Below are 22302 nucleotides of genomic sequence, written 5' to 3'. Positions count from 1 at the left end.
GAATGGCAACAGTGGCATCCACCCGCACCCAGAGCACGCTCAAGGAGTTCGTCTTCGAGTGGGAAGGCAAGGACCGCAACGGCAAGCTGGTGCGCGGCGAGCTCCGGGCCGCCGGCGAGAACCAGGTTCAGGCGGCCCTGCGGCGCCAGGGGGTGTTGGCCACCAAGGTCAAAAAGCGCCGCATGCGCTCGGGCAAGGCGATCAAGCCCAAGGACATCGCGATCTTCACGCGCCAACTGGCCACGATGATGAAGGCCGGCGTGCCGCTGCTGCAATCATTCGACATCGTCGGCCGCGGCAATGCCAACCCGAGCGTCGCCAAGCTGCTGAACGACATCCGCAGCGACGTGGAAACCGGCACCTCGCTGTCGTCGGCCTTCCGCAAGTTCCCGAAGTACTTCGACAGCCTCTACTGCAACCTGGTGGAGGCCGGCGAGGCGGCCGGTATCCTCGAGGACCTGCTCGACCGGCTCGCCACCTACATGGAGAAGACCGAGGCGATCAAGTCGAAGATCAAGTCGGCGCTGATGTATCCGATCTCCGTGGTCGTCGTGGCTTTCGTGGTGATCGCGATCATCATGATCTTCGTGATTCCGGCCTTCAAGGAGGTCTTCAGCTCGTTCGGCGCCGACCTGCCCGCTCCGACCCTGATCGTGATCGGCATCAGCGAATTCTTCGTCTCGTACTGGTGGCTGATCTTCAGCGTGATCGGCGGCGGCACCTACTTCTTCCTGCAGGCCTGGAAGCGCAACGAACGCGTGCAGCGCGTGATGGACCGCGCGCTGCTGCGCGTGCCGATCTTCGGCACCCTGATCGAGAAATCGTGCGTCGCGCGCTGGACCCGCACGCTCGCAACCATGTTCGCGGCCGGCGTGCCGCTGGTGGAAGCGCTCGATTCGGTCGGTGGCGCCTCGGGCAACACCGTCTACAGCGACGCCACGGTCAAGGTCCAGCAGGAAGTCTCGACCGGCACCAGCCTCACGACGGCCATGACCAACGTCAACCTGTTCCCGTCGATGGTGATCCAGATGACGGCCATCGGCGAGGAGTCCGGCTCGATCGACCACATGCTCGGCAAGGCTGCCGACTTCTATGAATCCGAGGTCGACGACATGGTCGCGGGCCTGTCGAGCCTGATGGAGCCGATCATCATCGTGTTCCTCGGAACGATCATCGGCGGCATCGTGGTGTCGATGTACCTGCCGATCTTCAAGCTGGGCCAAGTCGTCTGATGCTGGTTTCGCAGGGGTTCGACGCTGCCCTCGCCGGCGTCGTGGGTCTGCTGGTCGGCAGCTTCCTCAACGTGGTGATCTACCGCACCCCGGTGATGATGTACCGCGGCTGGCTCAGCGACGCGGTGGCGAACCTGATGTCGTCCAAGGACTCGCCTTCGCTCTGGTCGCTCGTGTTCGGGCCTCGGTCGGCACCGCCGGCCGGGCTCGAGGCCGCCGCGGACAAGGCCGCGGTGGCCATCGAGGCGCTGCCGCCCTTCGACCTCGCGCGCCCCGCATCGCGCTGCGGCGCCTGCGGCCACAAGATCCGCTGGTACGAGAACATTCCGGTGCTGAGCTACGCGCTGCTGCGCGGCCGCTGCGGCGCCTGCAAGGCCGCGATCAGCCTGCGCTACCCGATCGTCGAACTGGTCACGGGCGCGTTGTTCGCGCTGTGCGCCTGGCGCTTCGGCATGACGCCGGCCGCGGTGCTCTGGGCGGCGTTCGCGGCGTTGTTGATCTGCCAGTTCCTGATCGACTTCGACACGCAGTTCCTGCCCGACTCGCTCAACTATCCGCTGCTCTGGCTCGGGCTGATCGGCGCGGCCATGGGCTGGACCGGCGTGGCACTCGATTCGGCTCTCTGGGGCGCCGTGTTCGGCTACCTGAGCCTCTGGCTCGTCTACCACGCCTACCGGCTTGCCACGGGCAAGGAAGGCATGGGCTACGGCGACTTCAAACTGCTTGCGGCTCTTGGCGCCTGGTTCGGCGCCGACTACCTGATCGCCATCATCCTGGTCTCGTCGCTGGTAGGCGCGGTGATCGGCATCGCGCTGCGCGTCGTGGGCAAGCTCGCGCACAAGGACATCCCCATGGCCTTCGGGCCGTTCCTCGCGGGCGCAGGCCTGGTCTGCCTTGCCGTGGGCCCGGCGCTCGTACGGCAGTCGATTCCCTTCGCCTTTCCGCTCAGCGGCCTGGTCCGCTGAAGCAACACCCAAAGAAAGCAGGACGCTCATGCGACGCATCGGCCTGACCGGCGGCATCGGAAGCGGCAAGAGCACGGTCGCGGCCATGCTGGTCGCCGAAGGGGCCGTGCTCGTCGACACCGATGCGATCGCACGCGACATCGCCAGCCCCGGCGGCATCGCCATGCCCGCGGTCGAGGCCGCCTTCGGCCCGGCGGTCATTGCGTCCGACGGCGGGCTCGACCGCGCCGCCATGCGGCAGATCGTGTTCGCCGACGGCAGCGCGAGGAAACGCCTCGAATCGATCCTGCACCCGCTGATCGGTGCCGAGACCGAACGCCTGGCCGCGGCCGCGGGCGAGCGCGCCACGGTGGTCTTCGACGTGCCGCTGCTGGTCGAGTCCGGCCGCTGGCGGGCCATCGTCGAGCGGGTGCTGGTGGTCGATGCCAGCGAAGAGACGCAACTGCGGCGCGTCGTCGCACGCTCCGGCTGGACGCCCGAGGCGGTGCGGGCGGTGATCGACCAGCAGGCCCCGCGCCGACTACGCCGGGCGGCCGCGGACGCGGTCATCTGCAACGAGACGCTTTCGCTGGACGAACTCGCCGCCGAGGTGCGGGGTCTCTGGAATCAGTGGGTTCGGCCCGGCACGCGATAATCCAGGGTTTGCCGCCGCAGCGGCCGCACATACGAACAAGACAAAAGGCGCTCGCCGGAGTGCCCTCCTGCGATGCTTTTCAATTCGTACCCCTTCATATTTGTCTACTTCCCGCTGGTGCTGATCGGGTTCTTCCTGATCGGCAGGCGCAACGCCCGATCCGCTGCCGGCTTCCTGGCGCTTGCGTCGCTGTTCTTCTATGGCTGGTGGAGCGTCGAGGCGCTGCCGCTGCTGGTGGCGTCGATCTGTATGAACTACTGGTTCGGGCTGCACCTGTCGCCCGCGCCGGGGCGCGACGACCGCAAGCGCAAGCGGTTGCTGGTGACGGCGCTGGTGGTGAACCTCGGCGTGCTCGCGGTCTTCAAGTACGCGAACTTCTTCGTCGCGAACGTGAATGAGGGCCTCGTCGCGGCGGGCATGTCGCCGATCGAGATGCTGCACATCGTGCTGCCGATCGGCATCTCGTTCTATACCTTTACCCAGATCGCGTTCCTGGTCGACTGCTGGCAGGGCAAGGTGCACGAGCGCAGCTTCATCCACTACCTGCTGTTCGTCACCTATTTCCCGCACCTGATTGCGGGCCCGGTGCTGCACCACGCGCAGATGATGCCGCAGTTCGCCAACCCCGCGACCTACAAGCTCGACCCCAACAAGGTCGCGCTCGGCATTGCCATCTTCACCTTCGGCCTGGCCAAGAAGCTGCTGATTGCCGACCCGATGGGCCAGTACGCCGACATGATGTTCAACGGCGTGCACAAGGGCATCGAGCCCACGCTCTACACCGCATGGTTCGGCGCGCTGGCCTATACGCTGCAGATCTATTTCGACTTCTCGGGCTATTCAGACATGGCCGTGGGCCTGTCGATGTGCCTGGGGGTGCAGCTGCCGCTCAACTTCCGCTCGCCCTACAAGTCGACCAACATCATCGAGTTCTGGCGCCGCTGGCACATCTCGCTGTCGAACTTTCTGCGCGACTACCTCTACGTGCCCCTCGGCGGCAACCGCAAGGGGCCGGCGCGGCGCTACCTCAACCTGTTCCTCACGATGCTGCTCGGCGGCCTCTGGCACGGTGCGGCCTGGACCTTCGTGGTCTGGGGCGCGATGCACGGCGTGTTCCTGATGATCAACCATCTCTGGAACGCAAAGGTGCGGCCCGCCGCCACGCCGGGCCGCATCGGCCGCGTGCTGGGCTGGCTGCTGACCTTCCTGTGCGTGGTGCTGGCCTGGGTCGTGTTCCGCGCGGACGGCATGCACACGGTCATGGCCATCTACAAGGGCATGCTGGGCCTGCACGGCGCACCGCCTACGGCATTCAGCGAATTCGGCCCGGTCCCCTACCGCAAGCCCGAGTTCTTCCGGACCATGCTGATCGGCATCTTCATCTGCCTGGCATTGCCCCCGACGATCACGCTCGAGCGCTGGATTCCCCACCCGAAGGCGGTGGCAGGCCGGCCGACCCTCGCCTGGGGCTCGACCGCCGTGCTGGCGATCGGCACCTTTGCGCTCTTCGCATGGTGCGTCTCGAACCTGGGCAACTACAGCCCGTTCCTCTATTTCCAATTCTGATTCGACATGACGACGCCCGCGAAAGTCTGGCTGCGCTTCTTCCTGATCGGCTACATCGTCCTGATGGTGCTGTGGATCATCTCGCTCACCAGCCCCATTCCCTACGGCGACCTCACGCGGATCGGCCGCCTGTCCGAGCGCGAGTTCGGCTGGACCGCGCCGCCGCCCAAGGCCGATCCCGCCTTCCTGAAGGCCGCACCGGTCGACAAGGCCGACATCCTGGTGATCGGCGACAGCTTCTCGATGACCTACCGCTGGCAGTCGGTGCTGACCCGGGCCGGCTACCGCGTCACGACCACCTATTGGGGCCAGTACGAGAACGCGCTCTGCGCCGATTTCGACCAGTGGATCGAGAAGTCGGGCTTCAAGGGCAAGCTGATCATCATCGAGAGCGTCGAACGCCTGCTCGGCGACCGCACCACGGACAGCATGAAGTGCGAGAAGATGGTCATGCCCTTCGATGCCCAGGACCATGCGTTGATCACGCCCGACGAGACGGTGCCGAGTCCCGCGCCCAACTGGAACGTCCAGTTCATGACGGGCGTCACGACCTACTACAACACCTGGAAAGCGAAAAAGTCTGCAACAGACATCTACTTCGACTGGAACACCTGGGTGCGCCCGGTGCCCGACGGTTGCAAGCTCTTCTCGCATCGCAGCTGCGACAAGATGCCCTTTTTCGCCGAAGATGAGGACAATGGGCCACTCACCCCCGCGCACCTCGCGTGGATGAAGAATTTCACACAGGCCCACACCCGCTTTCCTATCATGTGGATGGTGATTCCCAACAAGACCACCGTGTACCTGAAGCCCGACTTCTCGAAGGATTTCGAGGCCGGGTTCCGCGCGTCCGGGTTGGGCCCCGACCTCTTCGCATTCGCGCGCGAAAAGCACACCCAGGTGCGCGACTTCTACTTTCCGAACGACACCCACATGTCGATGCATGGCCAGTTCGAACTCGGCGAGCGCATGCTCTCGGCGGTGCGCGAAGTGCTGCCTTCGCCGCCGGCGAAGACGCCCTGAGGCTATGATTCCGCGACAGAAAAGCTATAGAACCGCGTGATCCTTTACGAGTACCCCTTCAACGAGCGCATTCGCACGTATCTGCGGCTGGAGCATCTCTTTCGCCGCCTCGGGGAACTGGTGCCCGCGGAATCGCCGCTGTCGCATCACTACGCGCTGGTCACGATCTTCGAGATCATGGACGTCGCTGCACGTGCCGACCTCAAGGCCGACGTGATGCGCGACCTCGACAAGCACAAGAACGTCTTCAACAGCTACCGCGGCAATCCGGCCATCGCCGAAGCCGTGCTCGACCAGGTCGTCGGCCAGCTCGAGCGCAATTTCGCCACGCTCAACAGCGTGGCCGGCAAGGCGGGCCAGGCGCTGACCGAGAACGAGTGGCTCATGAGCATCAGGAGCCGCGCGAGCATTCCGGGCGGCACCTGCGAATTCGACCTGCCCGCGTACTACGCCTGGCAGCACCGCAGTGCAGCGAGCCGGCGCGCCGACCTCGAACGCTGGTCCGGCACGCTGTCGCCGCTCGCCGCATCCATCTACCTGCTGCTCAAGCTCCTGCGCGAGGCCGACGTGCCCTACAAGGTCATGGCCACCGGCGGGCAGTTCCAGCAGAACCTCCCGCAGGGGCGCAGCTTTCAGCTGCTGCGGCTGCGCATCGATCCGAGACTGGGCCTGATTCCCGAGATCAGCGGCAACCGGCTCATGGTCTCGGTCCGGATGATGCGCCACGAAGCCGACGACCGCCTGCACCCGAGCAACGACGACGCCGCATTCGAACTCACGCTCTGCGCATGAACAAGGCCAGCCAGATCGGCGAGCGCATCGTCCGCTGCCCCGCGTGCGGCGGCGACAGCGTCTACGCCGAACGCAATCCCTACCGCCCGTTCTGCAGCGCACGCTGCAAGGGCATCGACCTCGGCGCCTGGGCCAGCGAGGAATTCCGCATGCCGGCCGAGGCACCCGCCGACGACGAGCCTTTCGGCGATCCGAAGAAGGTTCAGTAGCCGGCCACGCCGCCGCAGCAGCTAGGGCGGCGAAAGGAAGATGCTGTCGACGTAGGCCGCATGCCTGCGCACATAGGCCGCGCGCAGATGCTCGCGGTCCTTGTAGACCGGCGCATCGTCCGGCGTCGCGCGCAGGCACTGCCCGTCCTTGCAGAGGCTCGCCACCACGTCGATCGGCTCGGCGCCGGCAGCGCGTGCAAGCGCCTTCAACCGCTCGTTGAGCTGCGCCTGATCGGGCGGCAGGAGCGCGTGCGGCGTGCTGCCGAGTGCCACCATGCGACCCATGCGGCTGCCTTCGATGAGGCGGCGCGGCTCGAACGCGATGCCGCTCGCGTTGTCGAGCAACAGGTAGACCTTCTTGCCGCTGCCCACGAGCGTTGCCAGCAATTTCGACAGCGCCTCGATCGCACGGGCACGCCCCTCGCCGCCGTCGTTGACGAGGTAGGCCGCGCCACCTTCATGAAAGTAGAACGGCAGCGGGAAATTGCCCGTGAAGTAGCAGTTCCAGCAGGCGCCAACCACCACTGTGTCGATGTCTGGCGCAAGCGCCAGCGCGAGCATCTCGTTGCGCGCCTGTTCGCAGCCGGGGTTGCCTTCGGCCACCATGCCGGGTACCGGCGGGCAGGCGCCATAGATCGAGAAATACGTCGTGGCCATGCGCTCGGGCGCGGTGCGCGCCAGTTCGCGTGCGCGTGGCGCGTACTGCTGGACATGGCTGTCGCCGATCAGCAGCACCTTGTGCGCACCGCTGCCCACGGCCTTGACCCGATGACCTGCAATCTTGCGGTCGGCGAAGCCGGCGAAGTAGTCGTCGTCGACCGTGGCATCGGTCACTTTGCGCAGCAGGTCGCTGCCGTTGCGCGGCGGCATGCCGCCGAAGGCAAGCAGGCCGACGACCGCCACCGCTACACCGCCGCCCACGAGCGCGCGCAGCATCGCGGGCTCGGTCCGCTCGCGCGTGAAGCGCTCCACGAAGCGGTAGGTGAACCAGGCCAGCGCCACGCTCGCGATCACCATGGCCGCGCGCACCGCGGGCGCAGGCTCGCCCTCTTCGACGATGCGCGCATAGACCAGCAAGGGCCAGTGCCAAAGGTAGAGCGGGTAGCTGATGAGACCGACCCACACCATCGGGCGGCGCGCCAGCACCCAGCGGTTGAGCACGCCGTTGGGGCCGGCCGCGATGCAGCATGCCGCGCCCACCGTGGGCAGCAGCGCCCACCAGCCCGGGAAGGCCTTGTCGCTGCGGATCGTCACGAGCCCCAGCACGATCAGGCCCATGCCCAGGCACGACTGCAGATGGCTGCGCCAGGCCGGTGCCGGCGGCGCGTTCGCGGCGGCGGCTTGCAGCCGCATGCAGGCCAGGATGCCGCCCACCATCAGCTCCCAGAAGCGCGAGGCCGGCGAATAGAACGCGGCCGTGCGAAACGGATGGATCGTCAGCACGTTGACGAGGAACGACACCACCGCCAGCACCCACAGCAGCCGCAGCACCGGCCAGCGCCGGCGCCATGCGAAGGCCAGCAGCATGGGCCAGAAGATGTAGAACTGTTCCTCGATGCCGAGTGACCACAGGTGCAGGAGCGGCTTGGTCTCGGCGGCCGTGTCGAAATATCCGGCCTCGCCCCAGAAGACGAAATTTGCAATGAAGGCAGCGCCGCCGGCCGCCTGCTTTCCGAGCGCGGTGAACTCACGCGGCAGCAGCGCATACCAGCCGAAGGCCAGCGTCGCGACCAGCACCAGCGTCAGCGCCGGGAAGATCCGGCGGATGCGCCGTGCATAGAAGTCGCGGTAGCTGAAGTCGCCGGCCGCCAGGCTCTGCAGGATGATGGTCGTGATCAGGAAGCCCGAGATCACGAAGAAGATGTCGACGCCGATGAAGCCGCCCGGCAGCGCATCGGGAAAGGCATGGAAGGCCAGCACCGACCCCACCGCCACGGCGCGCAGGCCGTCGATGTCGGGGCGGTACTTGGGATGCATCATGGCGCGGTGCCTCGAACCCGCGACGCCGGCTCGATGCGCTCGCCCGGCGCGATGCGCGCGTCCATCAGTCGAGCGTCGAAACCGCCAGCGCCGCCGAAGCGGGCAGGCCGCGCTCCTGGCTCAGCCATTCGAGCACCGGCAGCGCGCCCGGCAGCACCGGCGCCACGTCGAGCGGCAGCTGCTGCCAGCGCATCTGCTGGCCTTCGCGCATCTCGAAGTCGCCCGACCATTGCATCACCTTGCACCAGTGCAGGCGCACCAGCGCATGCGGGTAGTCGTGCTCGGTCACCTTCCAGACTTCAGCGCCCGCGATGGTGATGCCAAGTTCTTCGTGCAGTTCGCGACGCAGCGCCTCTTCGACCGTTTCGCCGGCCTCGACCTTGCCGCCCGGGAACTCCCAGAAGCCCGCGTAGGGCTTGCCTTCGGGCCGCGTCGACAGCAGCAGCGCGCCATCGTCGGCGCGGATCAGCACGCCGACGGCCACCTCGGTGTGCTTGGGGCCCGCGTCGGTCACTGGTGAACCCTTGTTGGCATGACGCTCATGCGCTGGTCCGCCCCGCGTAGTCGCGCGCGAACTGGTAGGCCACGCGGCCGCTGCGCGAACCACGCTCGAGCGCCCAGACCAGCGCCTCGGGGCGCGCGGCCTCGATGGCGGCGGCATCCACGCCGAACGACGAGAGCCACTGCGCGACGATCGCGAGGTATTCGCTCTGGCTGAACGGATAGAAGCTCACCCAGAGGCCGAAGCGCTCGGACAGCGAGATCTTTTCCTCGATCACTTCGCCGGGATGCACTTCGCCGTCCTCGGTGTGGGTGTAGCTGAGGTTGTCCTTCATGTACTCGGGCAGCAGATGGCGCCGGTTGCTCGTCGCGTAGATCAGCACATTGGGCGTGGATGCCGCAATCGAGCCGTCGAGGATCGACTTGAGCGCCTTGTAGCCCGGCTCGCCTTCGTCGAAGCTCAGGTCGTCGCTGAAGACGATGAACTTCTCGGGCCGCTGCGACACCACCTCGACGATGTCGGGCAGGTCGGTGAGCTCGGCCTTGTCGACCTCGATCAGGCGCAGGCCCTGCGGCGCGTAGGCCTGCAGGCAGGCGCGGATCAGCGACGACTTGCCGGTGCCGCGCGCGCCCGTGAGCAGCACGTTGTTGGCCGGCTTGCCTTCGACGAACTGGCGCGTGTTGCGCTCGATCTTCTCTTTCTGAACGTCGATTTCCTTGAGCGAATCAAGCGCCATCGCGGCCAGGTGCTTCACGGGCTCGAGCACGCCATGGCCCGAGCTGCGGCGGCGATAGCGCCAGGCGATCGACGCGTTCCAGTCGGCGGGCGCCGCGAGTGGCTGCGGAAGGACGGATTCGATGCGGGTGATCAGCTGTTCGGCGCGCTCGATCAGCCTTTGGAACTGCTCGTTCATCGACGCCCGCCCGGCCGCCCGAAGGGCGTTGAGCGCCCCCTCGGGGGGCAGCGACGACACGAAGTGCGGAGCGTGGGGGCTGTCATGATCTGTAGTCGGCGTTGATCGTCACGTACTCGTGGCTGAAGTCGCAGGTCCACACCGTCTCGCTCGCGTTGCCGCGTCCCAGTCCGATGCGCACCGTGATCTCGCTCTGCTTCATCACACGCTGGCCGTCTTCCTCGCGGTACGACGGGTTGCGCCCGCCCTTGACCGCCACGTGCACGTCGTCGAGGAACAGGTCGATGCCGGTTTGGTCGAGGTCGGCGATGCCCGCGTAGCCCACGGCCGCGAGGATGCGGCCCAGGTTGGGGTCGCTGGCGTAGAAGGCCGTCTTGACCAGCGGCGAATGCGCCACGGCATAGGCCACCTGCCTGCACTCGGCGGCATCGCGGCCGCCTTCGACCTGGACGGTGATGAACTTGGTCGCGCCCTCGCCGTCGCGCACGATCGCCTGCGCGAGTTCGCGCGCCACGTCCTGCATGGCCGCCACGAGCGCCTGGCCCTCGGCCGAATCGAGCGCGGTGATCGGCGCATGGGCCGCCTTCTGCGTGGCGATGACCACGAACGAATCGTTGGTCGAGGTGTCGCCGTCGATCGTCACGCGGTTGAACGAGCCGTCGGCGAGCTGCCTGGCGAGCGGCTGGATCAGCGACGGATCGATCTTCGCGTCGGTCGCCATGAAGCCGAGCATGGTCGCCATGTTCGGCCGGATCATGCCGGCGCCCTTGCTGATGCCCGTGACGGTGACGGTGGCGCCGCCGACCTGCACCCGGCGGCTCGCGGCCTTCGGGACCGTGTCGGTGGTCATGATGCCTTCGGCCGCGCGCGCCCAGTGGTTCTCCGATGCATCGGCCAGCGCGGCGGGCAGGCCGGCCTCGATGCGATCGACCGGCAGCGGCTCCATGATGACGCCGGTCGAGAACGGCAGCACCTGCTCGGGCGCGATCTCGAGATGGCGCGCGAGCGCGATGCAGGTGGTGCGCGTGCGCAGCAGGCCGTCCTCGCCGGTGCCGGCATTGGCGTTGCCGGTGTTGATCACCATCGCCCGGATGCCGTGGTTGGCCGCCAGGTGCTCGCGGCAGACCTGCACCGGCGCTGCGCAGAAACGGTTCTGGGTGAACACGCCACCGACGGCCGCGCCGTCGTCGATCAGCACGACCGTCAGGTCCTTGCGGTTGGCCTTGCGCACGCCCGCCTCGGCCACGCCGATGCGGACGCCGGGCACCGCGAACAGCGCGGCGGGATCGGGAGCAGACAGGTTCACGGGCATGGCGGTATCTCTTCTCCGGACGTTCGTGGAATCAGCTCAGCTTGCCGTGGCAATGCTTGAACTTCTTGCCGCTGCCGCAGGGGCACGGGTCGTTGCGGCCGACGCGCGCGAAGGCCGCGGCCTGGGCACCCAGGCCGCCGGCGCCGAGTCCCGCAGCGGCGATGCGGCGCTCGTTCTCTTCGTCGCGGCGCACCTCGACCTCACCGGTCTCGGTCGGCGCGGTGTAGGTGATGTTGGAGAGGTTCTCGCCGCGGCTCTCGAGCGCATCGGCTGCCTCGTCGAGCTGGTCGCCGGACTGCACGCGCACCGTCATGAGCTGGCGCGTGACTTCGACCTTGACCGAGTCGAGCAGCTGGCCGAAGAGCTCGAAGGCCTCGCGCTTGTATTCCTGCTTGGGCTGCTTCTGCGCATAGCCGCGCAGGTGGATGCCCTGGCGCAGGTAGTCGAGCGAGGCGAGGTGCTCGCGCCAGTGCGTGTCGATGCTCTGCAGCAGCACCATGCGCTCGAACTGGGTGAAGTTCTCCTGGCCGATCATGGCCACCTTGGCCTCGAAATTCTCGTTGGCAGTCTTGACCACCTTCTCGACGATGTCCTCGTCGCTCACGGCCTCCAAGGCCTCGACCTCCTTCTTGAGGGGCATGTCGATGCCCCATTCGGTGAAGAGCGTCTTTTCGAGGCCTTCGAGGTCCCACTGCTCCTCGACCGATTCCACCGGCACGTACTGGCGCACCAGGTCGGTGAAGCAGCCTTCGCGCAGCGCCGCGATCTGTGCCGAGAGGTCGGTCGCGTCGAGGATGTCGTTGCGCTGCTGGTAGATCACCTTGCGCTGGTCGTTCGACACGTCGTCGTACTCGAGCAGTTGCTTGCGGATGTCGAAGTTGCGCGCCTCCACCTTGCGCTGGGCGCTCTCGATGCTCCGCGTGACGATGCCGGCCTCGATCGCCTCGCCGTCCGGCATCTTGAGGCGGTCCATGATCGCCTTCACGCGCTCGCCCGCGAAGATGCGCATCAGCGGATCGTCCAGGCTCAGGTAGAAGCGCGACGAGCCCGGGTCGCCCTGGCGGCCCGAGCGGCCGCGCAGCTGGTTGTCGATGCGGCGCGACTCGTGGCGCTCGGTCGCGATGATGCGCAGGCCGCCGAGCGACTTGATGAATTCGTGGTCCTTGGTCCATTCGGCGCGCACGTGCGCGATGTCGGCCTCTTTGGTGGCTTCGTCGCGGCCTTCGTCGTTCTCGATCGCCTCGATCATCTTCTCGATGTTGCCGCCCAGCACGATGTCGGTGCCGCGGCCCGCCATGTTGGTGGCGATAGTGATCATCTTCGCGCGGCCCGCCTGCGCCACGATGTCGGCCTCGCGCGCATGCTGCTTGGCGTTAAGCACCTGGTGCGGCAGGCCCGCCTCGGTGAGCAGGCCGTCGATGATCTCGGAGTTCTCGATCGACGAGGTGCCCACCAGCACCGGCTGGCCGCGCTCGTAGCATTCGCGGATGTCGTCGATCGCGGCCGCGTATTTCTCGCGCGTGGTTTTGTAGACGCGGTCGAGCTGGTCGTCGCGCTTGCTGATGCGGTTCGGCGGGATGATGACCGTCTCGAGTCCGTAGATCTCCTGGAACTCGTAGGCTTCGGTGTCGGCCGTGCCGGTCATGCCGGCCAGCTTGTTGTAGAGCCGGAAGTAGTTCTGGAACGTGATCGAGGCCAGGGTCTGGTTCTCGGCCTGGATCTGCACGCCTTCCTTGGCCTCCACCGCCTGGTGCAGGCCGTCGCTCCAGCGCCGGCCGGTCATCAGGCGGCCGGTGAATTCGTCGACGATGACCACTTCGCCCTGCTGCACCACGTAATGCTGGTCGCGGTGGTACAGGTGCCGCGCGCGCAGCGCGGCGTTCAGGTGGTGCATCAGCGTGATGTTGGCCGGATCGTAGAGCGACGCGTCCTCGGGCAGCAGGCCGAACTCGCCGAGCAGCCGCTCGGCGTTCTCGTGGCCGTCCTCGGTCAGGAACACCTGGTGCGTCTTCTCGTCGACCGTGAAGTCGCCCGGCACGGTCACGCCCTCGCCGGTGCGCGGGTCGGCCTCGCCTTCCTGTTTGGTGAGCAGGGGCACCACCTTGTTGATGGCGAGGTAGAGATCGGTGTGGTCTTCGGCCTGGCCGCTGATGATCAGGGGCGTGCGGGCCTCGTCGATCAGGATCGAGTCGACCTCGTCGACGATCGCGAAGTTCAGCTGGCGCTGAACCCGGTCGCCGGGCTCGTAGACCATGTTGTCGCGCAGGTAGTCGAAGCCGTACTCGTTGTTGGTGCCGTACGTGATGTCGCTGCCGTAGGCTTCCTGCTTCTGCTCGCGCGGGGCCTGCGGCAGGTTGATGCCCACCGTGAGCCCGAGGAAGTTGTAGAGCCGGCCCATCCAGGTGGCGTCGCGGCTGGCCAGGTAGTCGTTCACCGTGACCACGTGCACGCCCTTGCCGGACAGCGCATTCAGGTACACCGGCAGCGTGGCGGTCAGCGTCTTGCCCTCGCCGGTGCGCATTTCGGCGATCTTGCCGTTGTGCAGCGCCATGCCGCCGAGCAGCTGCACGTCGAAGTGGCGCATCTTCATGACCCGCTTGGAGCCTTCGCGCACGGTGGCGAAGGCTTCAGGCAGCAGCGCGTCGAGGGTTTCTCCCTTGGCGACGCGGTCCTTGAACTCCTGCGTCTTGGCGCGCAGTGCGTCGTCGCTGAGTTTCTCGAACGCCGGTTCGAGCGCATTGATGCGCTCCACCGTCTTGCGATACTGCTTGAGGAGCCGGTCGTTGCGACTGCCGAAGATCTGGGTCAGGAAGTTGGTTGCCATTGGCGTGGAGATGGTCAGCACCTGAGACGACAGGCACTGCGACCGGATTCCCTAAGATATGGTGAAAGCAGTTGGGCGCACCTTCTTCGAATGCAAGCTTCGAAAGCCAGCCGCTACTACCGATCTACCGGCGCAAGCGTCGGCAAACCTGGCATTTTAGCTGCCTTGTTCCCACCTCCGTATTACCGATGAATCGCCGCTCCGCCCCCTCCTTCACGCTGCAGCAGGCCGCCGAGGATTCGCCCACCCTGGCGAGCCTGATGGCGCGTGCCCGCGACGCCGGCGAGCGGCTGCGCGCGGTCGAGGGACTGATCCCGCCCGCCATGCGCCCTGCCCTCCAGGCCGGCCCGGCCGAGGGCGATGTCTGGTGCATCCTGGTGAACGGCAGCGCCGCCGCGGCCAAGCTGCGCCAGCTCTCGCCGATGCTGGTGACGCGGCTGCGCAACAAGGGCTGGGACGTGAACACGATCCGGATCAAGGTCCAGACCGGGCGCTGACACGCGCCGCAAGGCGCGGCCGGCCTATAGCGCCTATTGCGGCTGCAGCCCGATGTCGTGCGCCACCTTGCGCCAGCGCTCGGTCTCGGCGCGCATGAAGGCGCGCAGTTCGGCCGTGGTGGAGCCCTTGAGCTGCACGCCGAGCACCGCCATGCGCTCCCGCACCGAGGGATGGTCCAGCGCCGCGATGGCTTCGCGCCGCAGACGCTCGATGGTCTCGAGCGGCGTGGTCGCGGGCGCCACCATGGCCCACCACTGGTCGATCTCCAGCCCCTTGAGACCGCTCTCCGCGAGCGCGGGCACCTGCTCGAGGCCGGGCAGGCCGACGCGCTGGGCGCTCGTCACGAGCAGCGGGCGGATCCTGCGCGCGCCCAGCAGGCTGGCGCCGCTGGCGAGCGTCGCGAAGTGGCCGCCCACGGTGCCTGCCGCCACATCGGTGAGCGCGGGCGCCGAGCCGCGGTACGGCACCATGTTGAAGCGGATCTTCGTGCGGCTCGCGAGCAGTTCCGCCGCCAGGTGGCTCACCGTGCCGGCGCCGCTGTGCGCGATGGCCGGCGGCATCGATGCGGCGGCCGCGGCCTGGACGAAGGTACGGAAATCGCGGCTTTCTTCGCCCATGCCCGCGAAGAAGACCAGCGGCGAGGTGCCGATCATCGTCACGGGCGTGAAGTCGCGCAGCAGGTCGTAGGGCAGCCGCGCCGTGACGGCGGGCGCGATCGCGTGCGGCAGCTCGACGATCGCAAGCGTGTACCCATCGGGTGCGGCCTTGGCGGCCGCCTCGGTGCCGATCTGACCCGCGGCGCCCGGTCGGTTGTCGACGAGCACCGGCGCGCCGAGCGTCTGGCTCATGCGCTGGGCCATGGCGCGCGCGATGGCATCGGTGCTTCCGCCCGCGGCCCACGGCACGATCAGCTTGATCGGCCGCTCGGGAAAGGCCGCCCAGGCACGCTGCGCCGGGGCGATCAGGGTGGCCGAGGCGGCAGCGAGGAAGGCACGGCGTCGCGGTTGGTACATGGTGTCGATCTCCTCGTCAATGGATCAGGAAGCGTCCGGCACGCTCGGGTCGCGCGCGGCACTGGCGGTCAGCATCAGCAGCACGTGGGAGCCGCCCTCGATGGCGCCGCGCTCGCGCAATTGCCGCAGGGCGTCGAGCCCGGCCGCCGCGCACAGTTCGGCGCTCACGCCAGCCCTGGCGAGCGTCCGCCGCGCCGCGCGCGCCGCGTCGTCGCCCACCACCACCGCGCCGCCACCCGACGCTGTGGCCGCCTGCCATTGCAGATAGGTCACGGTGGCGCCGGCGGTGGAGAACTGCGCAGTGTGTCCCGGGTACGCGCCATGGAGTGCGCCGCCGGCGAGCACGCGCGAGAGGCGCGCAAAAGGTTCGACCATCCAGAGGCGCGGCAGGCGCGCAATGCGCCCCGCCGCCAGCAGTTCGCGAAAGCCGGCGTAGAGGCCCCAGGCCAGGTCGCCGCGCGCGGTGGGCACCAGCACGTGATCGGGCAGGCCGCCCTCGGCAACGCATTCCGAAGCGATCGGCTTGTAGCCTTCGATCGCGAGCGGCGCGCTGCCGAGCGCTGGCAGGCGGTAGTTGGTCAGCGCGAAATAACCTTCATATTGTGAGCGCTCACGCACGAAATTCCACCGGCCGGCATTGTCCGAGAACACACGCCGCCGCGCACCAAGCGCATCGAGCTGGCGCGCGTAGGCGGGCGGCAGGCCTTCATAGGCGGCCACTTCGCAGCCCAGGCCGGCGGCCCAGGCGTAGTAGGCGGCCGAGATCGCCGCATTGCCCGACGAGGCCAGCACCAGCGTGTGGGCGCCGAAATCCAGCGCCTGCGCCACGCCCACCGCGGTCATCCGGTCCTTGTGCGAACCCGTCGGGTTCTTCGATTCGTCCTTGAGCGCGAGCCGCGCCACGCCGAACTGCTGCGCCAGCTCGGGCAGGTCGACCAGCGGTGTGCCGCCTTCGCCGAGCGTGAAGCCCTCCGCGTACGGCATCTGCACCGGGGCCCCACCCGCCTCGGCCCGGTAGCTGGCGCGCAAACCCACGTGCACGCCTTCGGCCCGGCAGGCCGGGCAACCATCGTTCGCCAACGCGAGCGGATAGAGCGTGTCGCAGCGCAGGCACTGGAGTCCTTGCAGGCGCGGGTTCCGCGTCGGGCGCGCGGCGCGGCCCGGTGCGCCCGCAGGCGCCGGAGCGGCAAAGTTCGAAAGGGAGGGAGACGACGGGTTCACGGCGGGTCTGCAACGGTGGAAGTGAGCGGATCGTAGGCATCTGGAAATAAAATCGCACAGCCCGAAATACTCAGGCGATAAGAAAACTTATCAATGCGCTTCACCGAGATCGAGACCTTCCGCGCCCTGATGCGCGCCGGTTCCACGCGCAAGGCCGCGGCGCTGCTGAACGTGACGCAGCCCGCGGTCAGCCAGTCGCTCAAGCGGCTCGAGGTGCAGGCCGGCATGCGGCTGTTCCAGCGCACCGGCGGGCGCCTCGTCGCCACGCCCGAAGCGCAAGCACTCTGGACCGAGGTCGAGCGTGTCTTCATCGGCATGGACGCCATCGAGCACCGGATGCGCAGCCTGCGCGACTTCGGCACCAACCAGCTCGAACTCAGCTGCTATCCCGCGTTCGGCCTCGGCTTCATGCCGCGCGCGCTCGAACGCCTCAAGGCGCAGCGCGGCGACGGGCCCTGGCCGCAGGTGTCGCTGCAGGTGCTGAGTTCGAAAGACGTGCGCGACCGCGTGGCCAAGGGCATTTCCGATTTCGGCCTCATGGCCGACGAGCTGCCGCTCGAAGGCATCGCGCATTCGACCTTCGCGCGCTTTCCAGGCGTGGTGGTCATGCCCCAGGGGCATGCGCTCGCGCGCTTCAAGCGCATCGCGCTGGAGCAGCTGGCGCAGGTGCCCTTTCTCGCGCTGAACGCCGAGGATCCGTCGCACCGGTGGCTCGAAGCCGCGCTGGCCGAGCGCGGCGTGGCGCTGCGGGCCGCCGTGCAGACACCCTATGCGGCCAGCGTCTGCGAGATGGCGCTGCGCGGTCTCGGCGTCGGGCTGGTCAACCCGGTCACCGCGCTCGACTATGCCGAGCGCGGCCTCGTGGTGCGCCGCCTCTCGGTCGACGTGTTCTTCTCGTGCGTGCTCGTGATGCCGGCGGGGAAAGTGCTTTCGGCGACCGCGCGCGACTTTCTTTCGTTGATGCGCCAGCAGCTCGCCGAGGACGAGAAGCGCATCCAGCGCTGCCTGCGCTGATCGCGCTGATTCGCGCGCCGGCTGCCTTCAGATCTCGAACTGCGGCTGCAGCTCGCGAATGCGCTTGATCGCCACGCCGGCGGCAGCGGTGCGGGTCTCGACGCCGAGCTTCACGTACACCCGCTCGAGGTGCTTCTTGGCCGTGGCGGGGCTGCTGCCGAGGATCTCGCCGATGTCCTTGTTGGTCTTGCCCTTGACCACCCAATAGAGCACCTCGGCCTCGCGCGCGGTGAGCTTCAGGCTCAGGCTCATGGCCTCGATCACGGCGGTGTCGGAGAGCTCGCGCATGACGATCATCCATTCGTCGCCCTCGTCGTCCTCGCCCGTCTGCCGGTGCAGCCGCAGGCTGAGGCTGCTCGCGCCCTGGTCGATGGCAAGCGCCGGCGGCTCGATGCCCTGCTGCCGGGCCCCGGGCGCATGGCGGCGCAGCCATTCCAGCACCGCGGGCGGCGTTTCGGGGGCGCTGGTGTGGCAGTAGCGCTGCAGCAGGTCGCGCGCGAGCGCGGTCTGCCAGATCAGCCGGCCTTCGGGCAGGCGCACGGTGAAGCTCGCATAGCCGAAGGCATCGAGCGCATTGCGCGCCTGGCCAGCCTGGCGCGCCGCCTGCCGGGCGCGCCGGGCGCCCTGCAGGTGGACGTTCATTCGCGCCAGCACTTCCTTGGGCTTGATCGGCTTCGTCACGTAGTCGACACCACCAGCCTCCAGCGCCGCCACCAGGTGCTCGGTTTCGGTCAGGCCGGTCATGAAGACGATCGGAATGTGTGCGGTGGCTGGGTCGGCCTTGAGTCGGCGCGCCACCTCGAAGCCGTCGATGCCCGGCATCATCGCATCGAGCAGCACGATGTCGGGCCGGGCCTGCGCGGCACGCTGCAGCGCCTGCTCGCCGCTCGTGGCCACGAGCACGGTGTAGCCCGACTCGTCGAGCGCATCGTGCAGCACCGCGAGGTTGTCGGGCACGTCGTCGACGATCAGCACCAGGTCGCTGGCGCCGGCAATGCTTCGGGCCAGTTCACTCACTCCGTTCCTCCGGTGCGCAATCCATCCGCTCGAACTGGAACGTCCGGGCGAGCGCGCGCTGCGCTTCGGTCCATGCCCGGCATTCGGGCTGTTCGGTGTCGATCGCATCGAGCTGGTTCATGATGCCGCGGAAGTAGCCCAGGTTCACGGCCTCGCCGAGTGCGCGCAGGTGCTCGGGCGATGGCGGGCGCATCGACGGCACGGCGACCACGGCGGCTTGCGGCGCCGCGGCCGCATCGGTCCAGCGCAGGCCGAGGCGGCGCTCGAGCCAGTCGAGCAGCTCGGTGTGGCGCACCGGCTTGACGAAGAAATCCTCGGGCGCGATGCCGACATCGTTCTCGAGCCCCTTGTCGAAGGCATTGGCCGAGACGATCGCGACCGCCGCATCGGCCAGGCCCAGCCGGCGCGCGCGGCGGATCGTCTCCCAGCCGTCGATGCCCGGCATCGCGAGGTCGACGAACATCGCGTCGGGACGGTAGCCGGCCGCGACGAGGTCGAGCGCGTCGTGCCCGCTCGCGGCGCTGCGCAATTCGAAGCCCAGCGGCGCGAGCACATGGCCGAGCAGCTCGCGGTCGGCTTCCTCGTTGTCGACCACCAGCAGCCGCTTGCGTGGCCCCTCGTAGCCGCGCCGCATGCGCTGCTGCTGCGCCGGCGCCCGCCGGCCCGAGCCGCCTGCCGCGTCGTGCACGCGCGGCAGGAAGAGCCGCACGCAGAACAGCGCACCCTCGCCCGGCGTGCTGCGCACCTTCATCTCGCCGCCCATGAGGTCGGTGAGCATCTTCGCGATCGTGAGGCCCAGCCCCGCGCCGGGCGTGGCGGCCGCAGCCGCGCCGCCGCGCGCGAAGGGCTCGAAGATGCGCGCGATCTCCTCGGCGGTCATGCCGGGTCCGGTGTCCTCGATCTCCACCGAGGCGAACTCGCGCGCATACGACAGCCGGAGCGTGACCTGGCCCGCCGCGGTGAACTTGATCGCGTTGCCCAGCAGGTTGATCAGGATTTGGCCCACGCGCTTCTCGTCGGCACGCACCAGCTCGGGCAGCGTGCCGGTGGCCTCGAAGCAAAAGGCCAGCCCCTTCTCGGCCGCCTGCAGCTCGAACATGTCGGCGAGTTCGCGCACGGTGTCGGCAAAGCGCATCGGCCGCGCATCGAGCGTGAGCTTGCCTGCCTCGATGTGGGCAATGGCGAGCGTGCCCTCGATGAGCGACAGCAGGTGCTCGCCGCCGCGCTTGATCACCGCCACCGCCTGGCGGCGGTGCGGCGGCACCGACACGTCCTCGCCCATCAGCTGCGCATACCCCAGGATGCTGTTGAGCGGCGTGCGCAATTCGTGGCTGATCGCGCTGATGTAGCGGCTCTTGGCCTGGTTGGCCTGGTCGGCGGCGCGACGCGCCTGCTCCGCCGCGAGCTTGGCCTGCTCGGCAACCTCGCGCGCCTCGTCGGCGGTCTGCTTGGCCGACTGCAGCGCCTGGTCGGTGGCGCGGTGCAGCTCGATCTCGCGCATCAGCAGGCGGGTCTGGCGGTTCGACTCTTCCTGCGCCACCTTGCGGCTCTGGTGCGCCAGCACCAGCCACCAGGCGACCACGCCCGCGATCACCAGCAGCGCCATGTAGGCCTTGAGGAAGCCCGAGCGCAGCGAGGCGCTCTGCAGTGCGCTGACATCGAGCGCGCGCAGCTCCTGCTGGTAGAGCACGCCGAACACTGCCGCCAGCACCGGCACCACGATCAGCATCAACAGCAGGAAATGGCCGAGCCCCGTGTCGAGGTAGCGCCAACTCCTGCGCGGCAGCAGCCAGCGCAGTGCCGCCGACCACTGTGCCGACAGCGCCGCATGCGGCTTGCACAGGTCGCCGCAGCGCGCGTCGAGCGTGCAGCACAGCGAGCAGATGGCGCCCTGGTAGGCCGGGCAGTGGGCCATGTCGGGCCCTTCGTACTCGCGCTCGCAGATCACGCACTGCTGGACCCGAAGGCGCTGGTACGCGCCGTCGCCGCCCGCGTCCTGCACGATGCGCGCCCATCGCACGGCACGCGGGCCCGTGGCCGGCGCGAACGCGATCGCACCCGCGCCCTCGGTGCCGCGCGCGATGTAGTACTTGCCGCCCGTGGCCCAGGCCAGCAGCGGCGACACCACGAGCGCCGTGCCGAGCGCGATCAGCGCCGAGAAGGCCTGCGCCAGCGGCCCGAACACGCCGAGGTGCGCGGTGATCGACAGCAGCGAGGCGAGCGCCATCGCGCCGACGCCCACCGGGTTGATGTCCCACAGGTGCGCGCGCTTGAACTCGATGCCCGGCGGCGACAGGCCCAGCGGCTTGTTGATGACCAGGTCCGCCACCACCGCCATCATCCAGGCGATCGCGATGTTGGCGAACAGCCCGAGCACGTCGCCGAGCGCCTCGAAGACGTTCATCTCCATCAGCATGAAGGCGATCAGCGCATTGAACACCACCCACACCACGCGCCCCGGATGGCTGTGCGCCACGCGCGAGAAGAAGTTGCTCCAGGCCAGCGAGCCCGCATAGGCATTGGTCACGTTGATCTTGAGCTGCGAGATCACCACGAACAGCGCCGTCGCGGCCACGGCCCAGCCGTAGTTCGGAAACACGTACTCGTAGGCAGCCAGGTACATCTGGTTCGGATCGACCGCGCGCTCGACCGGCACCATGTGCGAGATCGCCAGGTAGGCGAGAAGTGCGCCGCCGAGCATCTTGAACACACCGAGCACGACCCATCCCGGCCCGCCGGCCAGCACCCCGGCCCACCAGCGCCGCGCCGTCGCGGGCGTGCGCACGGGCATGAAGCGCAGGTAGTCGGCCTGCTCGCCCATCTGGGTGATGAGCGCGATGCCGACCGTGAGCGCCGCGCCAAACAGGTGCAGATCAAAGCCCGTCGCGCCCAGTTTTGCGCCGTTGTAGTGCACGATGCCAGCGAACGCACCAGGATCGCGCACGAGCACGAAGGCGAAGGGCACCACCAGCATCACCAGCCACAGCGGCTGCGTCCACAGCTGCAGCCGGCTGATCGCCGACACGCCGTGCGTGACCAGAGGAATCACCACCAGCGCGCACACCAGGTAGCCCCAGACCGGCGGTACGCCGAGCGCGAGCTCGAGCGCATAGGCCATCACCGCGGCCTCGAGCGCGAAGAAGATGAAGGTGAAGCTTGCGTAGATCAGCGAGGTGAGCGTGGAGCCGATGTAGCCGAAGCCTGCGCCGCGCGTGAGCAGGTCCATGTCGACGCCGTAGCGCGCCGCGTACACGCTGATCGGCAGGCCCGCGAGAAAGATGATGAGCCCGGTCGCCACGATGGCCCAGAAGGCATTCGCGAAGCCGTACTGCACGAGCAGCGTGGCGCCCACCGCCTCGAGGATGAGGAACGAGGCGGCGCCGAACGCGGTGTTGGCCACGCGCCACTCGGACCATTTGCGAAAGCGCTGCGGCGTGTAGCGCAGCGCGTAGTCCTCGAGCGTCTCGCTCGCCACCCAGCTGTTGTAGTCGCGCCGCACCTTGACGATGCGTTGCGGCGCCTCGTCGGAGGTGGCGGGGGAAGGCTGGGCGGGGTTCACACCGTTTCGGTGCATCTTTCGTGCCATC

Annotated in this window: 18 protein-coding genes; 9 read left to right on the top strand and 9 right to left on the bottom strand. The window is 68.0% G+C overall.

What is annotated here, in order from left to right; all coding sequences use genetic code 11:
* Positions 1–2 precede the first annotated feature (2 nt).
* The 7 genes from AC3A6G_RS24445 to AC3A6G_RS24415 all read left to right on the top strand — a co-directional run bounded on the left by AC3A6G_RS24445 (position 3) and on the right by AC3A6G_RS24415 (position 6421).
* Positions 3–1232 (top strand): type II secretion system F family protein, encoded by a 1230-nt coding sequence (locus AC3A6G_RS24445; protein ID WP_487865684.1) that lies wholly within the window; start codon positions 3–5, stop codon positions 1230–1232.
* Positions 1232–2197, top strand: coding sequence for a prepilin peptidase (locus tag AC3A6G_RS24440; RefSeq protein WP_487874820.1), 966 nt, complete (start codon positions 1232–1234; stop codon positions 2195–2197). The genes AC3A6G_RS24445 and AC3A6G_RS24440 overlap by 1 nt, the downstream gene beginning before the upstream one ends.
* 28 nt (positions 2198–2225) lie before the next feature.
* Positions 2226–2831, top strand: coding sequence for a dephospho-CoA kinase (gene coaE / locus AC3A6G_RS24435; RefSeq protein ID WP_487862693.1), 606 nt, complete (start codon positions 2226–2228; stop codon positions 2829–2831).
* Between the two features lie 72 nt (positions 2832–2903).
* Entirely contained in the window at positions 2904–4397 is a 1494-nt protein-coding gene (locus AC3A6G_RS24430) for an MBOAT family O-acyltransferase (protein ID WP_487862694.1), read from the top strand.
* Positions 4398–4403: 6 nt separating this feature from the next.
* Positions 4404–5420 carry a hypothetical protein gene (locus tag AC3A6G_RS24425; RefSeq protein ID WP_487862695.1) on the top strand — a complete coding sequence of 339 codons (1017 nt, stop codon included), beginning with the start codon at positions 4404–4406 and terminating at the stop codon, positions 5418–5420.
* Positions 5421–5456: 36 nt separating this feature from the next.
* Complete coding sequence (zapD, locus tag AC3A6G_RS24420; RefSeq protein ID WP_487862696.1) at positions 5457–6212, top strand: cell division protein ZapD; 756 nt, start codon at positions 5457–5459, stop codon at positions 6210–6212.
* Complete coding sequence (locus tag AC3A6G_RS24415) at positions 6209–6421, top strand: DNA gyrase inhibitor YacG (protein ID WP_487862697.1); 213 nt, start codon at positions 6209–6211, stop codon at positions 6419–6421. Before zapD ends, AC3A6G_RS24415 begins: the two co-directional genes overlap by 4 nt.
* A gap of 21 nt (positions 6422–6442) precedes the next feature.
* Here the strand turns inward: AC3A6G_RS24415 and AC3A6G_RS24410 are convergent, their stop codons facing one another.
* The 5 genes from AC3A6G_RS24410 to secA form a co-directional block, all read right to left on the bottom strand.
* On the bottom strand, positions 6443–8401 hold the full coding sequence (locus AC3A6G_RS24410; RefSeq protein ID WP_487874819.1) for an acyltransferase family protein: 1959 nt from the start codon (positions 8399–8401) through the stop codon (positions 6443–6445).
* Positions 8402–8465: 64 nt separating this feature from the next.
* Positions 8466–8915, bottom strand: a complete 450-nt coding sequence (locus AC3A6G_RS24405; protein ID WP_487865680.1) for a (deoxy)nucleoside triphosphate pyrophosphohydrolase — start codon at positions 8913–8915, stop codon at positions 8466–8468.
* A gap of 25 nt (positions 8916–8940) precedes the next feature.
* Positions 8941–9816 carry an ATP-binding protein gene (locus AC3A6G_RS24400; protein WP_487862744.1) on the bottom strand — a complete coding sequence of 292 codons (876 nt, stop codon included), beginning with the start codon at positions 9814–9816 and terminating at the stop codon, positions 8941–8943.
* Positions 9817–9898: 82 nt separating this feature from the next.
* A complete protein-coding gene (gene argJ, locus AC3A6G_RS24395; protein ID WP_487862700.1) occupies positions 9899–11128 on the bottom strand; it encodes a bifunctional glutamate N-acetyltransferase/amino-acid acetyltransferase ArgJ in 1230 nt (409 codons plus the stop codon).
* A 31-nt stretch (positions 11129–11159) separates the two neighbouring features.
* Entirely contained in the window at positions 11160–13952 is a 2793-nt protein-coding gene (gene secA / locus AC3A6G_RS24390) for a preprotein translocase subunit SecA (RefSeq protein ID WP_487874818.1), read from the bottom strand.
* Positions 13953–14140: 188 nt separating this feature from the next.
* Between secA and AC3A6G_RS24385 the strand changes: the two genes are divergently transcribed.
* Complete coding sequence (locus AC3A6G_RS24385) at positions 14141–14449, top strand: hypothetical protein (protein WP_487862702.1); 309 nt, start codon at positions 14141–14143, stop codon at positions 14447–14449.
* 33 nt (positions 14450–14482) lie between these two features.
* On the opposite strand, the gene AC3A6G_RS24380 is transcribed toward AC3A6G_RS24385, so the two are convergent.
* Together AC3A6G_RS24380 and AC3A6G_RS24375 are read right to left on the bottom strand one after the other, a co-directional pair.
* A complete protein-coding gene (locus AC3A6G_RS24380; protein ID WP_487874817.1) occupies positions 14483–15463 on the bottom strand; it encodes a Bug family tripartite tricarboxylate transporter substrate binding protein in 981 nt (326 codons plus the stop codon).
* A gap of 24 nt (positions 15464–15487) precedes the next feature.
* On the bottom strand, positions 15488–16684 hold the full coding sequence (locus tag AC3A6G_RS24375) for a pyridoxal-phosphate dependent enzyme (RefSeq protein ID WP_487874816.1): 1197 nt from the start codon (positions 16682–16684) through the stop codon (positions 15488–15490).
* A gap of 93 nt (positions 16685–16777) precedes the next feature.
* Here AC3A6G_RS24375 and AC3A6G_RS24370 point away from each other — a divergent pair, with 93 nt between their 5' ends.
* On the top strand, positions 16778–17698 hold the full coding sequence (locus AC3A6G_RS24370) for a LysR substrate-binding domain-containing protein (protein WP_487862705.1): 921 nt from the start codon (positions 16778–16780) through the stop codon (positions 17696–17698).
* Positions 17699–17725: 27 nt separating this feature from the next.
* On the opposite strand, the gene AC3A6G_RS24365 is transcribed toward AC3A6G_RS24370, so the two are convergent.
* Both AC3A6G_RS24365 and AC3A6G_RS24360 read right to left on the bottom strand, forming a co-directional pair.
* The gene (locus tag AC3A6G_RS24365) at positions 17726–18715 is read right to left on the bottom strand and encodes a response regulator (protein ID WP_487865676.1); all 990 of its coding nucleotides are present in this window, start codon (positions 18713–18715) and stop codon (positions 17726–17728) included.
* Positions 18708–22289 (bottom strand): hybrid sensor histidine kinase/response regulator, encoded by a 3582-nt coding sequence (locus tag AC3A6G_RS24360; RefSeq protein ID WP_487874815.1) that lies wholly within the window; start codon positions 22287–22289, stop codon positions 18708–18710. The genes AC3A6G_RS24365 and AC3A6G_RS24360 overlap by 8 nt, the downstream gene beginning before the upstream one ends.
* Positions 22290–22302 lie beyond the last annotated feature (13 nt).

It is taken from the genome of Variovorax sp. Soil_C_26 (assembly GCF_057657075.1).
The sequence above is the reverse complement of the archived record's forward strand: the minus strand, read 5'-3'. Positions and strand labels throughout refer to the sequence as shown.

Coding starts and splice junctions, on each gene's coding strand:
- AC3A6G_RS24445 (WP_487865684.1), top strand. CDS start 3: ATGGCAACAGTGGCATCCACCCGCACCCAGAGCACGCTCAAGGAGTTC.
- AC3A6G_RS24440 (WP_487874820.1), top strand. CDS start 1,232: ATGCTGGTTTCGCAGGGGTTCGACGCTGCCCTCGCCGGCGTCGTGGGT.
- coaE (WP_487862693.1), top strand. CDS start 2,226: ATGCGACGCATCGGCCTGACCGGCGGCATCGGAAGCGGCAAGAGCACG.
- AC3A6G_RS24430 (WP_487862694.1), top strand. CDS start 2,904: ATGCTTTTCAATTCGTACCCCTTCATATTTGTCTACTTCCCGCTGGTG.
- AC3A6G_RS24425 (WP_487862695.1), top strand. CDS start 4,404: ATGACGACGCCCGCGAAAGTCTGGCTGCGCTTCTTCCTGATCGGCTAC.
- AC3A6G_RS24415 (WP_487862697.1), top strand. CDS start 6,209: ATGAACAAGGCCAGCCAGATCGGCGAGCGCATCGTCCGCTGCCCCGCG.
- AC3A6G_RS24410 (WP_487874819.1), bottom strand. CDS start 8,401: ATGATGCATCCCAAGTACCGCCCCGACATCGACGGCCTGCGCGCCGTG.
- AC3A6G_RS24400 (WP_487862744.1), bottom strand. CDS start 9,816: ATGAACGAGCAGTTCCAAAGGCTGATCGAGCGCGCCGAACAGCTGATC.
- argJ (WP_487862700.1), bottom strand. CDS start 11,128: ATGCCCGTGAACCTGTCTGCTCCCGATCCCGCCGCGCTGTTCGCGGTG.
- secA (WP_487874818.1), bottom strand. CDS start 13,952: ATGGCAACCAACTTCCTGACCCAGATCTTCGGCAGTCGCAACGACCGG.
- AC3A6G_RS24385 (WP_487862702.1), top strand. CDS start 14,141: ATGAATCGCCGCTCCGCCCCCTCCTTCACGCTGCAGCAGGCCGCCGAG.
- AC3A6G_RS24380 (WP_487874817.1), bottom strand. CDS start 15,463: ATGTACCAACCGCGACGCCGTGCCTTCCTCGCTGCCGCCTCGGCCACC.
- AC3A6G_RS24370 (WP_487862705.1), top strand. CDS start 16,778: ATGCGCTTCACCGAGATCGAGACCTTCCGCGCCCTGATGCGCGCCGGT.
- AC3A6G_RS24360 (WP_487874815.1), bottom strand. CDS start 22,289: ATGCACCGAAACGGTGTGAACCCCGCCCAGCCTTCCCCCGCCACCTCC.